Below are 19,439 nucleotides of genomic sequence, written 5' to 3' on the forward strand. Positions count from 1 at the left end.
GAAGGATGGTCCACATGAGCGAACAGACGATCGCGCTGGTGACCGGCGCGAACAAGGGCATCGGATACGAGATCGCGGCCGGGTTGGGCGGGCTCGGCTGGAGGGTCGGGGTCGGGGCCCGGAGCGAGGAACGCCGCGAGGCCGCCGTGGCGAAGCTGCGTGCGGCCGGCGTCGACGCGTTCGGCGTGCCCCTCGACGTGACCGACGACGCGAGCGTGACCGCCGCCGCCGGACTGATCGAGGACCGCGCGGGACGCCTGGACGTACTCGTCAACAACGCCGGGGTGACCGGCGGCATGCCTCAGACGCCCACCACGGTCGACCCCGAGACGGTGCGGGTGACCGTGGAGACCAATGTGATCGGCGTCATCCGCGTCACCAACGCGATGCTGCCGTTGCTGCGCCGCTCGGCGGCACCGCGGATCGTGAACATGTCGAGCGGCGTCGGCTCCCTCACCCGGCAGTCCACTCCCGGCGCCGAGACGGGGCCGATCTCCGCGGCCTACTCGCCGTCGAAGACGTTCCTCAACGCCGTCACCGTCCAGTACGCCAAGGAGTTCCGGGAACTGGGCGACACCGGCATCCTGATCAACGCCGCCTGCCCGGGCTACTGCGCGACCGACCTCAACGGTTTCCGCGGCGTCCGCACACCGGAACAGGGCGCGGCGATCGCGATCCGGCTCGCGACCCTGCCCGACGACGGCCCGACCGGCGGGTTCTTCGAAGACGCGGGGGAAGTGCCGTGGTGATCCGCGGGGCGGCTGATCACCAGGCCAGTTCGTCGATCAGCGAGATCGGGTCCGGTTCCGGGGTGCGGCCCAGTGTCTGTTCGGCCCAGATCACCTTTCCCCTCGCCGCGTAGCGGGTGCCCCAGCGGTCCGCGAACTGGGAGACGAGGAACAGGCCGCGGCCTCCCTCGTCGGTGGTGGCGGCGCGGCGCAGACGGGGTGAGGTGTTGCTGCCGTCGGAGACCTCCAGTACGAGGGTGCGGCCCAGCAGCATCCTGACGTGCACGGGCGGCGCGCCGTAGCGGATCGCGTTGGTGAGGAGTTCGCTGAGGATGAGTTCCGTGGTGAAGGACGACTCCTCCAGGCCCCATTCCTCGAGGCGGCGGCTCACCTCCGTGCGGACCTGGGAGACGGCCATCACGTCGAACGGCACGTCCCAGGCGGCGACGCGGGACGCGTCGAGCAGCCGGGTCCGGGCGACCAGCAGCGCCACGTCGTCGGTGGGGTGTCCGGGCAGCATCCTCTCCATGACGGCGTGGCAGGTCTCCTCCGGCGTCCGGTCCGGATCGGCGAGGGCCGAGCGGAGCATCCGCAGGCCCTCGTCGATGTCACGCCTGCGGTCCTCGATCAGTCCGTCGGTGAACAGCACGAGCCGGCTGCCCTCGGGCAGATCCAGCCTGCCGGCCTCGAAGGGGTGCCCGCCGACTCCCAGGGGCGGTGACTGGGGGATGTCGGGGAAGGTGACCTTGCCGTCGGGGTCGATCACGGCCGGGGCGACGTGCCCGGCGCGGGAGAAGGTGCAGTGTCCGCCGACCGGGTCGTAGATGGCGTACAGGCAGGTGGCGCCGGTGACCGGGGCGGCGTCGCTGTGGGCGCTCGACGTCTGTGTGTCCAGGAGGGTCACCATCTCGTCGAGGTGGCCGAGCAGTTCGTCCGGGGAGAGGTCAAGCGAGGAGAAGTTCAGCACCGCGGTCCGCAGCCGGCCCATGGTCACCGCGGCGTGCAGTCCGTGCCCGACGATGTCGCCGACGACCAGTGCCACCCGGAAGCCGGGCAGGGGGATCACGTCGAACCAGTCGCCGCCGACGGCGGCCTGCGCGGGCAGGTAGCGCCAGGCGATCTCCAGCGCGTCCTGGTCCGGGACGTCCTGGGGCAGCAGGCTGCGCTGCAGGGTGACGGCCATGGCGTGCTCGCGGGCGTAGCGGCGGGCGTTGTCGATCGCCACGGCGGCCCGCGCCACCAGCTCCTCGGCCACCGCGACGTCGTCCTCCTCGAAGGGAGGGGAGTCGGCGCCCCGCCAGAAGTTGACCATGCCGAGGACCACGTCCCGGGCTCGCAGGGGCACGGTGATCAGCGAGTGGATGCCGTACTCCAGCGCCTGGCGGGCCCCTTCCGGGTCCTGGGCCCGCCAGTCCTGGGCGCTGTGCAGGTCCGCCACCCGTACGGCCTTGCCGCGGTGCAGTGCCGCCACCATCGGCGTGTCGGCCACCACGAACTGGATCAGGTCCCCCACAGGCTGCAGCGGATGGCCGCTGCGGGCCTCGCTCAGCGCGGTGCGCCGCATCCGGCGCACGGCACCGGTGGGCTCCTCGCCGCGCAGGACGGAGTCGAGGAGTTCCACGGTGACGTAGTCGGCCATGCGCGGGACGGCGACCTCGGCGAGTTCCTCCGCCGTGCGCCGTATGTCGAGCGTGGTGCCGATGCGTACGCCTGCCTCGTAGAGCAGGGTCAGCCGGCCCCGCGCCACCTCGGCCTGGCCCGACAGGGCCCGCAGCTCCGTGGTGTCGCGGAAGGTGGCGACCAGGCCCGGCGCGCCGCCGTAGGGCTCGGTGAGCCGGATGTTGACCGCGAGCAGCCGCTCACCGGCGGGGATCACCTCGTCGGAGACGGGCTCGGCGGACATCAGCAGCCGGGTCAGGCGGGGGCTGAGCCCCAGGTCCTCGACGACTCGCCGGTCGGCGTCCTCGGGGAGGTCGAGCAGGCGGCGGGCCTCGTCGTTGGCGAGCATCGGGCGCCCGTCGCCGCCGACGATCAGGACGCCCTCACGCACCGCGTGCAGCACGGCGTCGTGGTGCTCGAACATCCGGGTCATCTCGGCCGGGCCCAGACCGTGCGTCTGCCGGCGCAGCCGCCTGCTGACCAGGGCCGTGCCGACGGTGGCGAGTGTGAGCGCGCCCGCGGCCGCGGCGAGCATCGTCGGGATCTGCTCGTTCAGCACCTGTCCCAGGGTGTCGAACTGGATGCCGGCGCTGACCATGCCGACCACGCGCCCGTTGCCGTCCCGCACGGGTACCACCGCGCGCACGGCGTCGGTGGGCTCGCCGTGGAACGTCTCGGTGAAGGCCTCTCCCCGGGCGGCCCGGCTCACGCCCTCCGACCTGGTGCCGATCAGCTCGGGGCGGGGGTCGGTGAGCCGCACGCCCTGCTTGTCGAGGACGGTGACGAAGTCGACGCCGGACCCTCGCCTGGTCGCCTCCGCCGCCGCCTGGAGCCGTACCGTCGGGTCCGGCGACTGCAGCGCGGCGGCCGTGCCGGGCGCGTCGGCGAACGCCACCGCCGCGGCGAGTGAACGGTTCGCGGCGCCCCGCTCGGCGCCGTACCGCCCCTGCACCACGAGGGCGGTGACCGCCACCACGACGAGCACCAGCATGATGACGATCTGCAGCAGGAAGACCTGGGCGGCGAGCGTACGGACGCTCAGGGACGGCGAGAGGTGACGTCCGGAGGAATGCCGCGCCCCCGGGCGACGGGACGAGTCGAAGGAGCCCCCTTCGCCGAACGGCGCCGCTCTCCTCCGGGACCGGCGTGAAGGACCGATCATGTCCCATTTCTAGCACTGTGCCCGCTTTACGGGCGACTGCTACGGGTTACCAAGGACCCGACCTCGCACCGGCCGCGGAACCGGCAAGCCCGACCCGTCCGGACGGTTGACAGCTTCCGAGGCGCCTGGCTTCATGAACAGCGCGCGATTTGGGAGCGCTCCCACCCTGTACGTGCTTCTCGGTCCGGCACAACCACAGAAGGGCACACAGTGGGACAGCCATCAGCACGGAGACGACCTCGCCGTCCGCTCCGGCACCTCGGAACCCTGCTCGCCGCGGTCCTGACCGCGGGCGTCCTGTCGGCGACCGGTACCGCCGCGGCCGGAGCCGCGGAACAGCCGGCTGACGCGCGCGCCGGGGCGGCCGCCGCGTCGGCGGCCCTCGCCGCCCCCGGCGACGACTGGCTGCACACCGAAGGCAACAAGATCGTCGACGCGAACGGCGACGAGGTCTGGCTCACCGGCACCAACTGGTTCGGGTTCAACGCCACCGAACGGGTCTTCCACGGCCTGTGGTCCGGCAACATCACCGAGATCACCGAGTCCATGGCCGACCGGGGCATCAACATCGTCCGCGTCCCCATCTCCACCCAGCTCCTCCTGGAGTGGAAGAACGGCCAGGCCACCGTCCCGAGCGGCGTCAACGCGTACGCGAACCCCGAGCTCGCGGGCAAGACCTCCCTGGAGGTCTTCGACCACTGGCTCGCCCTGTGCAAGCGGTACGGCATCAAGGTCATGCTGGACGTGCACAGCGCCGAGGCAGACAACTCCGGCCATGTGTACCCGGTGTGGTGGAAGGGCTCCATCACGTCCGAGGACTTCTTCACCGCCTGGGAGTGGGTGACCGCCCGCTACAGGAACGACGACACCGTCGTCGCCATGGACGTCAAGAACGAGCCGCACGGCACGGCCGGCACCACGCCACGCGCCAAGTGGGACGGCTCCACGGACCAGGACAACTTCAAGCACGTCTGCGAGACCGCCGGCAAGCGCATGCTCGCCGTCAATCCGAATCTGCTGGTGCTCTGCGAGGGCATCGAGATCCATCCCAAGGCGGGCGTCGCCTGGACGTCCACCACCGCGACCGACTACCACTCGACCTGGTGGGGCGGGAACCTGCGCGGCGTCCGCGAGCACCCCGTCGACCTCGGCGCGCAGAACGACCAGCTGGTGTACTCACCGCACGACTACGGACCGCTGGTCCACCTCCAGCCCTGGTTCACCGGCGACTGGAACCGCACCACCCTCGAACGCGACGTCTGGGACCCCAACTGGCTCTACCTCCACAAGGAGAACAAGGCGCCGCTGCTGATCGGCGAGTGGGGCGGCTTCCTCGACGGCGGCCCGAACGAGAAATGGATGACGGCCCTGCGCGACCTCATCGTCGAGCACCGCATCCACCAGACCTTCTGGTGCCTCAACCCGAACTCCGGCGACACCGGCGGCCTGCTGCTGAGCGACTGGAAGTCGTGGGACGAGGAGAAGTACGCCCTGCTCAAGCCCGCCCTGTGGCAGCACGAGGGCAAGTTCGTCAGCCTCGACCACGAGGTCCCGCTGGGCGGCCCGTCCAGCACCACGGGCATCAGCGTGAGCGACGTCCACGACGGCCCGCCGGACCCGGCGGACACGCAGGCGCCGACGGCCCCGACCGGCCTGACCGGCACCGCGAAGACGTCGACCAGCGTCTCCCTCTCCTGGACGGCGTCGACCGACGACGTCCGCGTCACCGGGTACGACGTCTTCCGGGGCACGGAGAAGGTGAACGCCGCGCCGGTGACCGGCACGGCGTACACCGACACCGGACTCTCGCCCTCCACGGCGTACGGCTACACCGTCCGGGCCCGCGACGCGGCAGGGAACGTCTCCGCCCCCTCGGCAACACTGAACGTGACCACGGAGTCGGCCGGCACTCCGTCCGGGGCGCTCAAGGTGCGGTACAAGAACGACGACGCGTCCGCCACCGACAACGCCATCCGGCCCTCGCTCCGGCTGGTCAACACCGGCGGCTCCGCACTCGACCTCACCACCGTCTCGATGCGCTACTACTTCACACGGGACGGCTCGGCCTCCGTCAGGGCCTGGTGCGACTACGCGGCCGTGGACTGCGCGCGGGTCGGGCTGCGCGTCGTTCCGCTGACCACGCCCGTCACGGGCGCGGACGCGTACCTGGAGGTCACCTTCACGGGCGGCTCACTCGCCGCGGGCGGAGACACCGGCGACATCCAGCTGAGGATGAGCAAGACAGACTGGTCGAACTTCGACGAGACGAACGACCACAGCCGGACGACGGCCACCGCGTACACCGACGCACCGGTGGTCCCCGCGTACACCGGCACCGCCCTGGCCTGGGGCGCTCCCCCGAACTGAGCCGCCGCTCCGAACCGCCGTCGGCGGCCGGCCGCGGTACGGCCGGCCGCCGACGTTTTCCTCATTTGTCCCTGTCGGCTTCGACCCATGTCGTAACGTGGCGCCACCGTCAACGATCAGGGGGGATCGGGGGGTTGATGAGGCAATTACACCCGGAGCTTCGCGCTGCCATCAGGAAGGCGATGGCCGACCCGGACGGGGCCGCGCCCTTTCTGTTCGACCGGCCGGAGAGCGTGCTGGCGCGCCGTACGCATAACAACCTGGCCGACTTCGTCCACGACGTCCGCGACGAACTGACTCCCGAACGGGCCGCCGGGACCGACGCGTTCGACGTGATCTATCTCGCCGCCTGCTATCACTTCGCGCGGTATCTGCACGTGCCGGAGGCGGAGAAGGACTGGAACCGCCACGCGTGCAACTTCCTGTTCGGCATCGTGCACGCGCTGCGTCCCGAGATCGTTCCGCAACCCCTGCGCGATCACTTCGCGGAGCAGCCGCCTCAGGTCGTGGCGCCGTACGAGATCGTGCACGCCGTGGGCACCGCACTGCTCAAGGCGAGCGTGCCGGCCGAGGACCGGGACGGGACCGCCCTCGCGATGGTGCTCTTTCTGTGGGCCCGGGACGAGGCGCGGGGCAGCGCGTCCGAACCGCCCATCACCTTCAATACCGGTACGGCCATGACGGAGCTGTCCGAGCTGACCGGTCCCGGCGGCGCCGAACTCGATCCGCAGCACCTGAGGGCCACCGGGCTGCGCTTCATGCGTGAGGCGATCACCTCGCTGCCGGCTGACGATCCGACGCGTCGGGACATGCTGGTGACCTTCATGCGGACCCAGGCCAGGTATCCAGCGGACCCGATCCCCGAGGACAGTGCGGCGGCCGAGTGGAGCCGGTACATGCGGGACGGGCGGCTGGACCGGCTCGACAAGGTCATCGAACGGCTGCGAACGGCCGTCGACGCGCCCGGGACCGGCGAGCCCGAACGCACTCTCCGACGTTTCGAACTGGGCCAGACGTTGCGGATGCGGTTCGAGATGGAGGGTGAGCTCGCCGACCTCGACGGCTCGGTCGCCGAGCTCACCGAAGCCCTCTCGGGCCCGCTCACCGACGATCACCGGGCATCGCTCCACGCCTTCCTCGGCCTGTCCCATCTCGACCGTTACGCGACTTCCGGGGACGTAGCCCATCTGGAGGCCGCCACCGAGGCCGTCCGTCATCCGTCCATCGCGCGAACCGCCGCGTCGCCCGCCCACACCCAGCGGCTCACCAATCTGGCCGCCGTGCTGACCGCACGGTTCGACGTCTACGGGGACATCGCTGAACTGGACGAGGCGGTGAGCCACCTGGAGTACGCCGTCTCAGCCACTCCCCCAGGCCAGCACGACCGTCCCGTGATGCTGATCAAGCTGGCCGTCGCGCTCTGGAAACGCGGCACGCACGCGGCGCGGGACGCGGACATCGACGCCGCCGAGTCGATCCTGAGGCAGGTGGCGGGCGAACCCTCGGACACCGGACCCAACCAGCAGCTGGCCCGCCTGGAGCTGGGGCAGCTGCTGCGGACGCGTGGGTCGAGCCGGCGTGCCGTGAGGGATCTGGCCGAGGCCGCCGCGCAGTCCCGCACCACGGCTCTGGCGCCGTCCCAGGACATACGCACCCGGCTGGCGAGCGCGGCCCAGTGGGCCGTGAGCTGTGTGGCGCTCGGGGACCTGGAGCAGGCCCGTACCGCCTTCGGAGTGGCACTCTCCGATCTCCTCCCCAAGCTGACCGGGCGGTCGCTCGGCAGAGCGTCACAGGAAGTGCGGCTGCGCGAGGCGTCCTCGCTGGCCAACGTCGCGGCGACGATGGAGATCGCGGCCGGCCGGCCCCGCGAGGCGCTGATCCGGCTGGAACAGGGACGTGGTGTGCTGCTGGCGCAGGGACTGCAGCTGCGCGGCCGGCACGACGACCTGAAGGCCGCCTCCCCGGAACTCGCCGACCGTTACGAGCGGGTCTGCGAGGAGCTGGTCGCGCCGCGGCGCGGGCCGGAGCAGCGCAGGGCGTCGGCCGCGGAGTTCGACCGGCTCGTGGCGGAGATCCGCGCTCTGCCCGGGTTCGGCCACTTCCACCGGCAGCCGGACTGGGCGCGGCTGAGGAAGGCGGCGGCTCACGGGCCCGTCGCCGTCATCAACGTCTCCTCGCTGAGCTGCGACGCCCTCTTGCTGCATCGCCGTTCCGGTCGCACGGTCGTGGAGGTGGTGCCGCTGTCCGGTGTCACCAGTAAGGACGTCGACCGCCGGGCCGACGACTTGCGGACGGCCGTGACGAAGCTGGTGACGCCGGGCACCACGAGCGGCGAGAAGTACGCGCAGGACCAGGTGCTGAAGCGGACGCTGCGGTGGCTGGGTGAGGAGATCGTGGGGCCGGTCCTCAGCCGGCTGGGCCTCGACCGTCCGGTGGGGCCCGGTGAGGCCCTGCCCAGGCTCTGGTGGTGCCCGACCGGCGCCCTCTCGCTGCTGCCGCTGCACGCGGCGTTACTGGAAGGGACCGGGCGGCCGGGTTCCGTGTATGCCCACGACCGGGTGGTGTCCTCCTACGCCCCCACGCTCGGCGCGCTGCTGCACGCCCGTGAGACGCCCGCTCCCGAGGCCGGCCGGACGTCCCTCGCCGCGGTCGCCGTGGACGCCGGAGACACGTACCCGCGGCTCGCGGCGCTCGACGACGAGCTGACCGCGACGAGGCAGCTGTCCGGCCCCCGGACCGAGCTGCGGGACGCGGACGCCACGCCGGAGGCGGTGCTGGCCGCACTGCGTACGCACACCCACGCCCACCTGGCCTGCCATGGCGTACGGGACCCGGACGCCCCCTCACGGAGCAGGCTGCTCCTGCACGGCGGTGACCTGACGCTGCGTGAGCTCGCGGCCGAGCGGCTGCGGAACGCCGAGTTCGCCTACCTGTCCGCCTGCCACAGCGCCGCGCCGGGCAAGGAACTGGCCGACGAGATCATCTCCGTCGCGTCCGCCTTCCAGTTGTGCGGTTACCGGCAGGTGATCGGCAGTCTGTGGACCGTGGAGGACGCCATGGGCCCGCTCCTCGCCCACGAGGTCTACCGGCTCATGGACGCGCCGGGCACCCCCGATGTCGCGCACGCGCTGCACAGGGCGATCGGCAAGCTGCGCGAGCACGAACGCTACAACGAGCCGTTCTTCTGGGCATCGGTCGTCCACAGCGGGCCCTAGCGACTGACGTGTGGTCATGCGCATTGCTCTGCAAGGCAGTTCTTAGGCAGGAGAGGTCGATGAGCGACGATCGCAGGATGCGTGCCGAGTTCTGCTCGGCGCTGCCCTGGCTGGTGGAGGACATGGCGGCGCAGGGCACTCTCGCCGGACTCCAGGACGCCATGCGCGCCGTCCTGGCGGAGACCCCCGTACGGCAGGCGATCGCGGGACTGGACATCCCGCCGCACGTCTTCGAGGAGGCGGGCCCGGTGCGCGGGGAGGAGCCCGGGGACGTGGCCTTCGGGCCGGAAGCGCGTGCCTCCGGGGAGAGGTACCGGTGCCCCGACGGGTGGTGCGGTCTCAACCTGGTGCGAACCCCGGGTGGTGAGCTTCCGGCCGGTGGGCGCTGCTGGCTGCGCGACCGGCCGCTGCGCGTCGTCGAGGCGTGAGCCGGTGGCTCCGGTCCTCGACAGCCTCGGCCAGAAGCTGGCCGAGAAGTGGCTCTCCGCGATGGCGGTTCCCGGCCTGCTCTTCGTCGTGGCGGCGGCGACCGGGGCGGTGCTCGGTCACGAGTCCGCGCTCGACCGGTCCGTTCTCTTCGAGCGGTTCGACAAGTGGGCGACGGAGGCCGGGAAGTGGTCCACCCTGGGTCAACTCGCCTTCTTCTCGGCGATCGTCCTCGCCTCCGTGGCCGTGGGCACCTTGGTACGGGTCTGCGCCGACGGCGTGGAGCGGATCTGGGCCGGCGACTGGCCGGGCATGGCTCGTCCGCTCGCCAAGCGGCTGACCGATCGGCGGCTCATGCAGTGGGAGGGGATCGAGGAGGAGATCGCGGAGCTGCGCGGCCGGCATCCGGCGCACCGGCGCGACGAGCCGGTCCGGCGGGACCTCGACGAGCGCGCGGCCCGACGCGACCGCATCGCACTCGCCCCGCCGTGCAGGCCCACCTTCACCGGGGACCGCATGGCTGGGATCGAGACCCGGCTCCGCAACCAGTACGGGATCGACCTCGCCTCCTGCTGGACACGGCTGTGGGTGGTCCTGCCCGAGGACGTCAGAACCGAACTGCGCACCTCGCGGGCCCGCTTCGACTCGGCCGTGGCCGGCTCGGTGTGGGCCGGCTGCTACGCCCTGCTGGGCTGTGTCTGGTGGCCCGCGGCCCTGGCCGCCGTGGTGACCGGGCTGGTGTCCTGGCGCCGGGGCCGACGCGCGGTGACGGTCCACGCCGAGCTCGTGGAATCCACCGTCGACGTGTATCTGGGGCGGCTCGTCGAGGAACTCGGCGTCGACGCGTCCGGCAGCCCGCCCGATCCCCGGGTGGGGGCGGCCTTGAACCGTGTGGCGCGCAAGGCCGGCTGAGACGTGATGGCGCTCCGTGGAGCGGCCCGTGCGGCGGCGACGCGAACGATCAGCCACCGTCCCGGCGGGTGTACTGGGTGAGGAGGAGCGCGATGTCGTCGTTGCGGTCGGCGGAGTGCAGGGCGTTGTGCAGGAGGGTGTCGGCGAGGTCGTCCAGGGATCCGGCGCCCGCGTGGGCGAGGCTGGTGCGCACTTGGTCGATGCCGATGGTGATGTCCGAGTCGCGGGCCTCGACCAGTCCGTCGGTGTAGAGGGCGAGGATGCAGCCGGGTGACAGTCTCAGCCGGGACTCCGGGAAGTCGGCGGAGCGGTCGATGCCGAGGAGCGGGCCGCCCGGCACCTCCAGGATCTCGGTACCGCCTTCCGGCCGTCGCAGCAGGGGCGGGCAATGTCCGGCGCGGACCACGTGGGCGGTGGCCGCGTCGGTGTCGAGCAGGACGTAGCAGCAGCTGGCGAGTTGGCCGGGGTCGAGATCGATGAGCACCCGGTTGGTCCCGGCCAGCACCTCCGGGGGCCGCTGCCCGGCGGTGGCGAACGCTCTTACGGCGCTGCGCAGTTGGCCCATGGTGGCCGCGGCGGAGACGTTGTGCCCCTCGACGTCGCCGATGACCAGGGCGAGGCCCTGGTCGGTGGGGATGGCGTCGTACCAGTCGCCGCCGATGTCCATCCAGTCCGTGCCGGGCAGGTAGCGGCCGGTGACCTGGACGCCGGGCCGGGTGGGCAGCAGGTGCGGGAGGAGCGCGTTCTGCAGGCCCAGGGCCAGGGCGGACTTGGCGTCGTACAGCTGGGCCCGCTCCAGTGCCTGGGCGATCAGACCGCTGAGCGCGGTCAGCATGCTGCGTTCCTCATCGGTGAAGGAGTGCGCGTGGTCGAAACCGAGGACGCAGACTCCCACCGGCCGGCTGGAGGCGATCAGCGGCAGGAACACCACCGAGTGGGAGGCCGCCTCGAGTTCGGGACAGGTCCGCGCGAACTCTTCGGGGGACTCGATGAACAGCGGTGTGCCGCCGGTCAGTGCCCCCGTCACCGGTCCGCCGACGTGCTGCAGTGGCGCGGCCTCGAACCGGTCCAGGAAGCTCTCGCGATAGCCGCGCTGCACCAGCAGGTGAAGGCGCCGCTCACGCACCGAGTAGATCACCACGCGCTGCCCGCCGACGGCAGGCAGCAGCTGGTCGGCGACCACCTCGCCCACCTCCTGCGTGGTGACCGCCTCGGCCAGCGCGCCGCTCATCTGCAGGACGCGGTACAGGGCGCCGGGGCGCGTCGGCGCGCGGCTCGCGGCGGCGGGGGCGGGCGAGGCCGTGGGGTCGGTGGCCGCCTGGCGGGGTTCCGCCGCCCGGGCCACCCATCCGGTCATCCCTTGGCCGTCCGGGCGCAGGGAGAACTCCAGCCACCCGTCCGGGCCCCGGGCGAGGAAGGAGAGGGGCTGCTGGGAGACCTGGGCGGCGCGGAAGCGGTCCTCACAGGCGGGATCGGACAGCCCGGGCAGGACCTCCCACGGGTGGCGGCCCATCAGGTTGGCCCGGCTGATGTGGACCAGCCGCACCAGGCGGTGGTTGGCGTAGGTGATCCGCCCGTCCCGGTCCAGGCCGAAGAATCCGTCCGAGAGTCGTTCCAGGGAGGCGCCGGCGGCCATGCCGGTGCCGAGCTCGATGACGCCGCCCACCAGATGGCTGCGCGCCTCCTGGCCGGCGCCGGGCTCGGGCACCCGGCCCCACAGCTCGACGGTGCGGTGCCCGCCGCCCGGCTCCGGGACGCGCAGGCACCGGGCCAGGACCCGGCCCTCCCGTGCGGCGGTGCGTGCGATGGCGTGGAAGGCGGGGCGGTCGCCGCGGTGTACCCGTGCGGCCAGCGTGTCCGCCCGTCCGTCGTACTCGTCGGGGGTGAGTCCGAAGGCGGCGCAGACCGTGTCGTCCGCGGTGAGGGCCCCGGTGGCGAGGTCCCAGTCGAACAGGCCCACCCGTACCGCCGCGGCGGCCGGGACCGCCACCTGCAGCGGGCCCTCGTCCGCGGCACGCCCTGGCTCGGGGCCGGCGGCCCGCAGACGGACCAGTTCCGCTCCCAGGCGGCCGGCCGTGGCCCGCAGCTGGCGCCGCCTGGCCTGCGACAACCCGTGCCCGCCCGCCCTGGCGGCCCAGACCACGGCCATGGCGCCGAGCCTCTCCCGCCCGGCCGCGACCGGTACGGAGGCCGATCCGAAGGGGTAGGGCACGGCGACGGCGAGCTGGGGGAATCTCCGCACGGTCGACTCGGCGTCCGGCAGGTGGACCGTACGCCCGGTACGGAACGCCTCCGCCACCGGGATGGCGCTGCCGACCGGGATGCGGCGCCATCCGCCCAGCAGCGACGGCGGCATCCCGGCCGCCGCGGTCAGTACCAGCGTGTTGCCCTCGGGAGAGGCGAGGAACACGCTCCCGGCATGGGCCCCGGTGACCTCCACCGCCTTCAGGACCGCGTCCACCAGCGCATCGTCACGTTCCGCCGCCGCTTCGATGCTCGTCGTACCGAAGGGGCGCGCATCCGAGGTGGTGTCGGTGGACGCCATGCTGACCCCGATTACCTGCACTGGTGGCGCGGCATACCCATCGAGGGCATTCGCTGCAATTCTCGTACGGAACGGATCTCGATGGAACCCGGCGGCACCGCACCCGGGCGCCCGCCCGAGGCCCGCCCGCGCCGTCTGCGGGTACCTACACTGGAAGCAGTGCGTAGGGTGCCCGGTCCGGGAGGTGCGCCATGGCCCGCAGCCACCGTTTCCACCTCGACCGGGACGGGCATTCGGTCACGGTCCAGACGGGCCCGCCGTCCGGCATGATCGAGCTCCTGGTCGACGGCAAAGTGGTGGCCGCACGGCCACGGCTCAAGGACGTCACCGCGCTGGCCGCCGAGCTGCCCGGTGATCCACCGCAACCGTTCACCGTGTACGTCGGCCAGTCGGACAAGGCCGGGGTCGTCCCGGCCTGCCTGTGGGAGGTGGGTGGCCACCGCAGGCCCATCCCCTACGCGCCGCTCGGCGCGCGGCGATCGTCGTCCCTGCCCGACGACGCCGGGCCCCACCCTCTGCGGTGGCTGCGCCGAGCCGCACGCCGGCGGCTGCGGCACCTCGGCGTACGCCATCGTTAGCCGGTCGGGAGACCCAGCCCGTAGTAGGTGACGTGGTAGCCGTCCACGTACTCGGCCTCCCCGCCGACGATCAGGTCGGTCGGATTCCTGACCCCCACCGCCTTGGCCGTGGCGACCAGCATCTCCGCGAGGGCGCGGCCCTTCGGTTCGCCGGGTCCGCCCCCGTCCACGCGCCACACGGGGTCGTCGTCGCTGAAGATCGACGCCGTGTTCGGGTGCTCGGCGACCGTGCCCCAGCCGAGTGCGGCCGGATCGATGCCGTCCGGGGCGAAGCAGCCGATGGCCAGCCGGTCGCCGCACGACACGTCGAACAGGATGGGTGCGCCGTCGTCGGTGCGTCCGTAGAACGGCATTCCGATGCTGATGCCGAGGGCGGTGGTCTCGGCGGGCAGCGCGTCCAGGAAATCGCCCAGCGACCGGGTGACGGTCTCCCAGCTGCGGGCGGTCCAGCCGCCGGGGAAGCCGAGGCCGGCGTTGGCCGCGGCGCGGTTGCTGCCGAAGTAGCCGCTGATGGCGTGCTCTTCGCCGATGCCCTGACGCCAGAACCAGTTCTCCGCCGGGTCGGTGGGCTGCAGGACCAGCTCCGGCCCTGTCTTCCCCGCGCGCAGTTCCAGGGTGTCCGGCCTGCCGCGCCAGCGCAGGAAGGGCGCGCCCCAGATCTGCCCGCTGTCGTAGAAGGGGCCCATGTCGCCGTGCGAACCCATGATGGACGGCTTGCCCAGCGCCTCGGTCAGTTCCACCTTGGCGGCGTGGAACGCGGCGGCCTGGGCCGCCGCGTCCGGCGCGGCGGTCGCCAGCGGGACCGCGAGTTCCACGAACGACTCGCCGTCGACGTAACGCTCTTCGAACTCGGCGACCGGGCGGAGGCGGGCGTCACCCGAGGGCCGGCCCGTCAGGACGGGATCCCGCGGCGCCCCGCTCCAGGACCAGCCGAGCCCGGCCACCAGGGCGCTGACCCCGTCCGGTGTCCAGCCGCCGGTGTCGGCCGCGACGAGTCGCCGGGCGAGATCCGCGACGGATTCTGTTTCGGTGCTTCCCCGTTGTTCGTTCATGTGATCATCGTTCCGCATTCGCGGGCGGGCTGTCGCGGCGGGGTGGGGGCGCGCCCGCCTAGGACGGCGTGATCCGGTACGTGAGGTGGGTGACCTGCGGGGAGTCGACCACCCGCGTGGGTGCGAGGCCGATGTCGGGCGAGACACCGTCGAGCAGCCGAACGCCCGTGCCGAGCACGAGGGGTACGAGGTGGATGTGGAGTTCGTCCAGGAGTCGCGCGTCGAGGAACTGCCGTACGGTGTCGGCGCCGCCGGAGATCTGGACGTCCTTGTCCCCTGCCTCCTCCGCGGCCTTGCGGGCCTGGGCCAGCGCGCTGTCGATCCCCTCGGTCACGAAGGTGAAGGTGGTGCCGCCCTGCTTGGCCACGGGCTCCCGTGGGGTGTGGGTGAGGACGAAGACCGGCGCGCGGAAGGGCGGCGGGTCGGGCCAGCCGACCTCTCCTTCGGCGAACATGTGCCGCCCCATGATGTAGGCGCCGGTGCGGGCGAAGTTCTCCTGGACGACGTCGTCGTCCTGGTTGGTCCGTCCGCCGGCGATGCTCTGGCGGGCGCGCCAGGTCTCGACGCCGTAGAGCCATTCGTGGAGGCGGGTTCCGCCGTCGCCGAGAGGATTGCCGGGGCGGGAATTGGGACCGGCGACGAAGCCGTCCAGGGACACGCTGAGAGTGGCGAAGACCTTGCTCATGCATTCTCCTCGGTGGTGAGGACGTCCGTGGCGGTGAAGAAGTCTGTCAGAACGGGGGCGGGAACCTCGGGTCGAACTCGGCTCCTGGCCGGAATTGGTTCCCATCGGCGGCAACGGATTCGCCGTCCTAGGAATTGGGCACGTCTGGACACGCCCTCCATCACCGGGCCCACACTGGCTCGCCCTGTGCCGTGACCAGTTCGCCGTCCGGCTGCGGCCCGGCGGTGACGCCCGGGCCTGCGTCGTCGAGGCGGCCGGCGGTGGACTCGCGTCCTGTGCGCTGGCCTTTCCGAGGCGCTCGGTTTCAGGCACGAACCCGCGCTCATGCGCATGACCCGATTTCCCGACGCCGGTGGTGGGAACAGTTGAGCGCTTCGACGGTGGGCCGGAACACTTTCGGGTTGCGGCTCGGTTGATCCGTGCTGTTCCGTACTGATCCGCACTATCGCCGCACCTCACGGCGTGGGAGCATGTTCGGCCAACTGGCCGACAGTGCATCGTTGGATTCGCTCGGCTCTTCCGGGCCGGGCAGGCGCACTTCGGTTGTGAGCGAGGAAGGGTTCACCCATATGTCCGATGACACAACGGCCCCGAGCGACCTGGCGGCGCAGTACGCGGCCCGGATCGCCGACGACCTCCAGAGCAACGTCAAGGAGCAGGAGCGCGTCAGCGCGGAGATCGAGGTCCTGCAGAGCCAACTGGCCAAGCTGCGGCACGACCACACCGTCCTGGTGACCATGCAGCAGGCGCTCGGCCTTCCTCCCTCGTCCGGTGAGACCGCGACGGCGGTCGGCACGGCGGCCGGTACGGCGGCAGTTCCCGCTCCCCGCAAGAAGAACCCCGCGTCCGGCAAGGCCAAGCAGACGCGGGCGAAGAAGACCGCCGCCGCGTCCCGCGGTACGAAGCCCGGCAGGCAAGCGACCGGCAAGGGGACGGCCACCCGCAGGAGCGCGGCCGCCGGCAAGGGCGCCGCCTCCGGCAAGACGGCGGACGAGCCCACGCTGGTCGCCCTCGTGCGCGGTCATCTCACCGAGACGAAGGAACCCCGCTCAGCCGCGGAGGTCGCCGCCGCGCTCGAGCAGGCCCACCCCGAGCGCAGCATCAAGACCACCGTCGTGCGCACCGCCCTCGAAGGGCTCGTGGCCAAGAGCCAGGCGCAGCGGAGCAAGCAAGGAAACTCCGTCTTCTACTCGGCTCCCGACGCGCCCGTGGAGGAGCCTCAGCCGCAGGCCCCCGCCGATCAGGCCGACTAGGACGGTCCGGTCATCGACCCTGAGGAGCGAGGGAGACGCCTCGCTCCTCAGGGTCGATGGCGGAGGCCGACGCGGGCCCGGCGCAGCGGCTGCCGGGGCTCGGCAGCTTCAGGTCCGTGAGGTAGTCGTCGACCGCGTCGCGCGTGCAGTCGCTGCGGCCGTAGACGCTGTGGCCCGCGCCCTCGTAGGGAAGCAGGACGGTCGTGCCGCGGGTCTGCCGGTGCACGTTGGCCGCCCAGGCGTAGTGGTTCGCCGGGTCGTGCCGCGAGTGCAGCATGAGGATCTTGGGTGCCTCGGTGATGCGCAGACGGTGCTGCGGGTTGTTCACCTCGTCGGGCCAGCCGACGCATCCGGCGACCGCCTCGTGCACGCGGGTCGAGCCGCGCATGTGCGGTGCTGCGCGGAGCTCCGCTGCGGTCAGGGCGGCGTACTCCCGGTAGTTCCTCGGTCGGAAGCGCCAGTCCTGGCAGAACACGGCGTGGAACGGTTGCGCGGAGGTCGGCCCGGCGGAGGACTCCGGTTCGCCGGGTTGCGGCACGGTCGGTTCCTGGGCGTCGAGACGCGCCAAGTAAGCGGCCAGCTCGGCCCGGTTCGGGCCGTAGAAGCTCTTGAAGCCGAACAGCGATATGTCGTTCGCGGTGAGACGGTCCTCCCAGGCGTCCGGGTCGCGTAGCTCCCCGCGGTCCGCCCTGGCGAGCAGGTCGTCCCACAGGGCCGTCACGTCCCGGCCGTGCAGTGCGCAGGAGCGGGTGGAGTCACACCAGCGTACGAACTGGTGGAAGGAGTCCTCCGCGGTGGCCGCCGAGGAGACCATGAACTGCCGTGTGCCGAGGCTGTGGTCGATGTTCGCGGTGAGGGCCATGGACCGGAGCCGGTCGCCGAAGAGTTCCGCGTATTGCTGGCCGATCAGCGTGCCGTAGGAGTGACCGAAGTAGTTGATCTTCTTCTCGCCGAGGGCGGTGCGGATCGCGTCCATGTCCCGGACGACGCTCGCGGTGTCGGCGTGGTCGAAGATCGGGCCGCTGTGGCGGCGGCAGTCCGCGCGTAACGCACGGTTGTACTCGGCGAGTCGATCGAACTCCGCCTGGTCGCGGGGGTACGCGGACGGCCGCTGGTTCACCAGCTCCGTCGAGCACTTCACCGGCTGGCTGCTTCCGATCCCCCGCGGATCGAACCCGACGATGTCGAACCGTGCCAGGATGTCCGCGCTGAAGTGCTCGGGGGCGCGCCGCACGGCGAAGTTGACGCCCGACTCGCCCGGCCCGCCGGGGTTGACCAGCAGGACACCGACCCGGTGTTCCGCATCGGCCGCCTTGCGGCGCGCCACCGCGAGGTCGAACTTCTCGCCCGCCGGGTGTGCCCAGTCCACGGGCAGGCGCAGGGTCCCGCATTCAGCGGAGGTGTCCTGCGGGCAGGGTTTCCAGTCGACGGTCCGTGGTGTCGTCAGGTTTCCGTCACGGGGACCGGAATCCGCCGTCTCGGCACCGTGCGCGGGCACGGCGGCCAGCACACCGAGTGCCAGCACACCTGCGAACGCTCTGGAGATCAGATGCATGGAGTGCCTCATGGAGTGCCTTCCTGCCGTGTCCTTGGACTGCGGCACCATGGGGGTCGGGTGGCCGCAGATCGACCGTGGCAGTGAGCCGAGCGGGGCCGCAAGCGTGGAGGGCGGGAATCAGGGAGAGCACCGGGGCGAGGGTGAGGATGCGTCAGGGTTGTCTACGGGTGGTGCCTGAGGGGTTGTGACATGAGACAGGTGAGGGACATCGATACCCGCGGTGCGCAGCACTGCGAGACAAGCGCGCTCGGGGTGCTGCTGCGGCACCAAGGACTCGATCTGTCCGAGCCGATGCTGTTCGGCCTCGGTTCCGGTCTGTCGTTCGTCTACTGGGACAGCAAGAACATGCCGTTCCCGTTCCTCGGGGGGCGGGTCAAGCCTTTCGAACTCACCAGGAACCTGGCCGCCAGGCTCGGGCTGGAGCTCCTGGTCCAGGAGACCACCTCTCCCCGCAAGGCATGGGAGAACGTGGCGGCCGCCGTCGACGCCGGCCGTCCCGTCGGACTGCAGCTCGACAGCTACCACCTGGACTACTTCCGGACGAAGGTGCACTTCGGCGGTCATGTCGTCGCCCTGTACGGATACGACGACGACAACGCCTACCTGGTGGACACCGACCAGCAGGGCGGAGCGGTGTCCACCAGCCTGACCGGCCTCGCCGAGGCCAGAGCCGCGCGCGGCCCGATGACAGCCAAGCACCGGTCCTTCACCCTCACCGTTCCGACGCACGCGCCCTCTCCGCGGGACACGATCGTTCCCGCCATCACCGCCTGCGCGGACGCCTTCCTGGAGCCGCCCATCGCCAACCTGGGCCACCGCGGCATCGACAAGGCCGGCAAGCTGGTGCGCACATGGCTCCGGCGCGCCGACGACCCGCGACGGGACCTGGGCCAGGCCGCCCTCCTGATGGAGAAGGCCGGCACCGGAGGGGCCCTGTTCCGGAATCTGTACCGTGACTTCCTCGCCGAATGCGTCCAGCTCCTCGACAGCGACGATCTGCGCACCGGACACCGGCTGTACAGCGAGGCCGCCACGATGTGGACGGAAGTCGCCGCCCTGATCGCGAAGGCCGGTGAGTCGGGCGACGCGCAGTGCCTCGAACAGGCGGGCGCCGTCCTGAGCGAGCTGTCCCGCGTGGAGCGCGAGGCCATGCGGGCGCTCAGACGCCTGGGCACGACACGAGCGGACACGCATTCGAAAAATGTGGATCACTAGTTCGCCGGACCAGTACGGTGGATCAACACCTCACCCCCGAGCCTTCCGCGTGCTCCGCGCGCTTGATCCGCACCACAGAACCAA

Annotated in this window: 13 protein-coding genes; 8 read left to right on the top strand and 5 right to left on the bottom strand. The window is 71.5% G+C overall.

The window, feature by feature from the left end:
* Positions 1–14: 14 nt before the first annotated feature.
* Positions 15–749, top strand: a complete 735-nt coding sequence (locus tag AMK31_RS08025) for an SDR family oxidoreductase (protein ID WP_073939690.1) — start codon at positions 15–17, stop codon at positions 747–749.
* A gap of 16 nt (positions 750–765) precedes the next feature.
* On the opposite strand, the gene AMK31_RS08030 is transcribed toward AMK31_RS08025, so the two are convergent.
* Positions 766–3,549: a SpoIIE family protein phosphatase gene (locus AMK31_RS08030; RefSeq protein ID WP_079186761.1), complete on the bottom strand. Its 2,784-nt coding sequence runs from the start codon at positions 3,547–3,549 to the stop codon at positions 766–768.
* A 210-nt stretch (positions 3,550–3,759) separates the two neighbouring features.
* Between AMK31_RS08030 and AMK31_RS39050 the strand changes: the two genes are divergently transcribed.
* From AMK31_RS39050 to AMK31_RS08060, 4 genes are all read left to right on the top strand, one after another.
* Positions 3,760–5,916, top strand: coding sequence for a cellulase family glycosylhydrolase (locus AMK31_RS39050; RefSeq protein ID WP_107468551.1), 2,157 nt, complete (start codon positions 3,760–3,762; stop codon positions 5,914–5,916).
* A gap of 182 nt (positions 5,917–6,098) precedes the next feature.
* Positions 6,099–9,131, top strand: a complete 3,033-nt coding sequence (locus AMK31_RS08050) for a CHAT domain-containing protein (protein ID WP_241842578.1) — start codon at positions 6,099–6,101, stop codon at positions 9,129–9,131.
* A gap of 59 nt (positions 9,132–9,190) precedes the next feature.
* Positions 9,191–9,559, top strand: a complete 369-nt coding sequence (locus tag AMK31_RS08055) for a hypothetical protein (protein WP_073939692.1) — start codon at positions 9,191–9,193, stop codon at positions 9,557–9,559.
* 4 nt (positions 9,560–9,563) lie between these two features.
* A complete protein-coding gene (locus AMK31_RS08060; protein ID WP_073939693.1) occupies positions 9,564–10,469 on the top strand; it encodes a hypothetical protein in 906 nt (301 codons plus the stop codon).
* 49 nt (positions 10,470–10,518) lie between these two features.
* Here AMK31_RS08060 and AMK31_RS08065 read toward each other — a convergent pair whose 3' ends face one another.
* Positions 10,519–13,014 (bottom strand): SpoIIE family protein phosphatase, encoded by a 2,496-nt coding sequence (locus tag AMK31_RS08065; protein ID WP_073939694.1) that lies wholly within the window; start codon positions 13,012–13,014, stop codon positions 10,519–10,521.
* 191 nt (positions 13,015–13,205) lie between these two features.
* Between AMK31_RS08065 and AMK31_RS08070 the strand changes: the two genes are divergently transcribed.
* Positions 13,206–13,592, top strand: a complete 387-nt coding sequence (locus tag AMK31_RS08070) for a hypothetical protein (protein WP_073939695.1) — start codon at positions 13,206–13,208, stop codon at positions 13,590–13,592.
* Here AMK31_RS08070 and AMK31_RS08075 read toward each other — a convergent pair.
* Positions 13,589–14,644, bottom strand: coding sequence for a hypothetical protein (locus AMK31_RS08075; protein WP_073939696.1), 1,056 nt, complete (start codon positions 14,642–14,644; stop codon positions 13,589–13,591). The two genes, AMK31_RS08070 and AMK31_RS08075, sit on opposite strands and share 4 nt — an antisense overlap.
* 58 nt (positions 14,645–14,702) lie before the next feature.
* Positions 14,703–15,329 (bottom strand): dihydrofolate reductase family protein, encoded by a 627-nt coding sequence (locus tag AMK31_RS08080; protein WP_073939697.1) that lies wholly within the window; start codon positions 15,327–15,329, stop codon positions 14,703–14,705.
* 569 nt (positions 15,330–15,898) lie between these two features.
* Here AMK31_RS08080 and AMK31_RS08085 point away from each other — a divergent pair.
* Entirely contained in the window at positions 15,899–16,582 is a 684-nt protein-coding gene (locus tag AMK31_RS08085; RefSeq protein WP_073939698.1) for a hypothetical protein, read from the top strand.
* Between the two features lie 10 nt (positions 16,583–16,592).
* Here the strand turns inward: AMK31_RS08085 and AMK31_RS08090 are convergent, their stop codons facing one another.
* Positions 16,593–18,149 (bottom strand): alpha/beta hydrolase, encoded by a 1,557-nt coding sequence (locus AMK31_RS08090; protein ID WP_241842579.1) that lies wholly within the window; start codon positions 18,147–18,149, stop codon positions 16,593–16,595.
* 180 nt (positions 18,150–18,329) lie between these two features.
* On the opposite strand from AMK31_RS08090, the gene AMK31_RS08100 reads away from it, so the two are divergent.
* On the top strand, positions 18,330–19,355 hold the full coding sequence (locus AMK31_RS08100) for a BtrH N-terminal domain-containing protein (protein WP_073939700.1): 1,026 nt from the start codon (positions 18,330–18,332) through the stop codon (positions 19,353–19,355).
* Positions 19,356–19,439 lie beyond the last annotated feature (84 nt).

The sequence above is a fragment of the Streptomyces sp. TSRI0107 genome, from assembly GCF_001905845.1.
GTDB lineage: Bacteria > Actinomycetota > Actinomycetes > Streptomycetales > Streptomycetaceae > Streptomyces.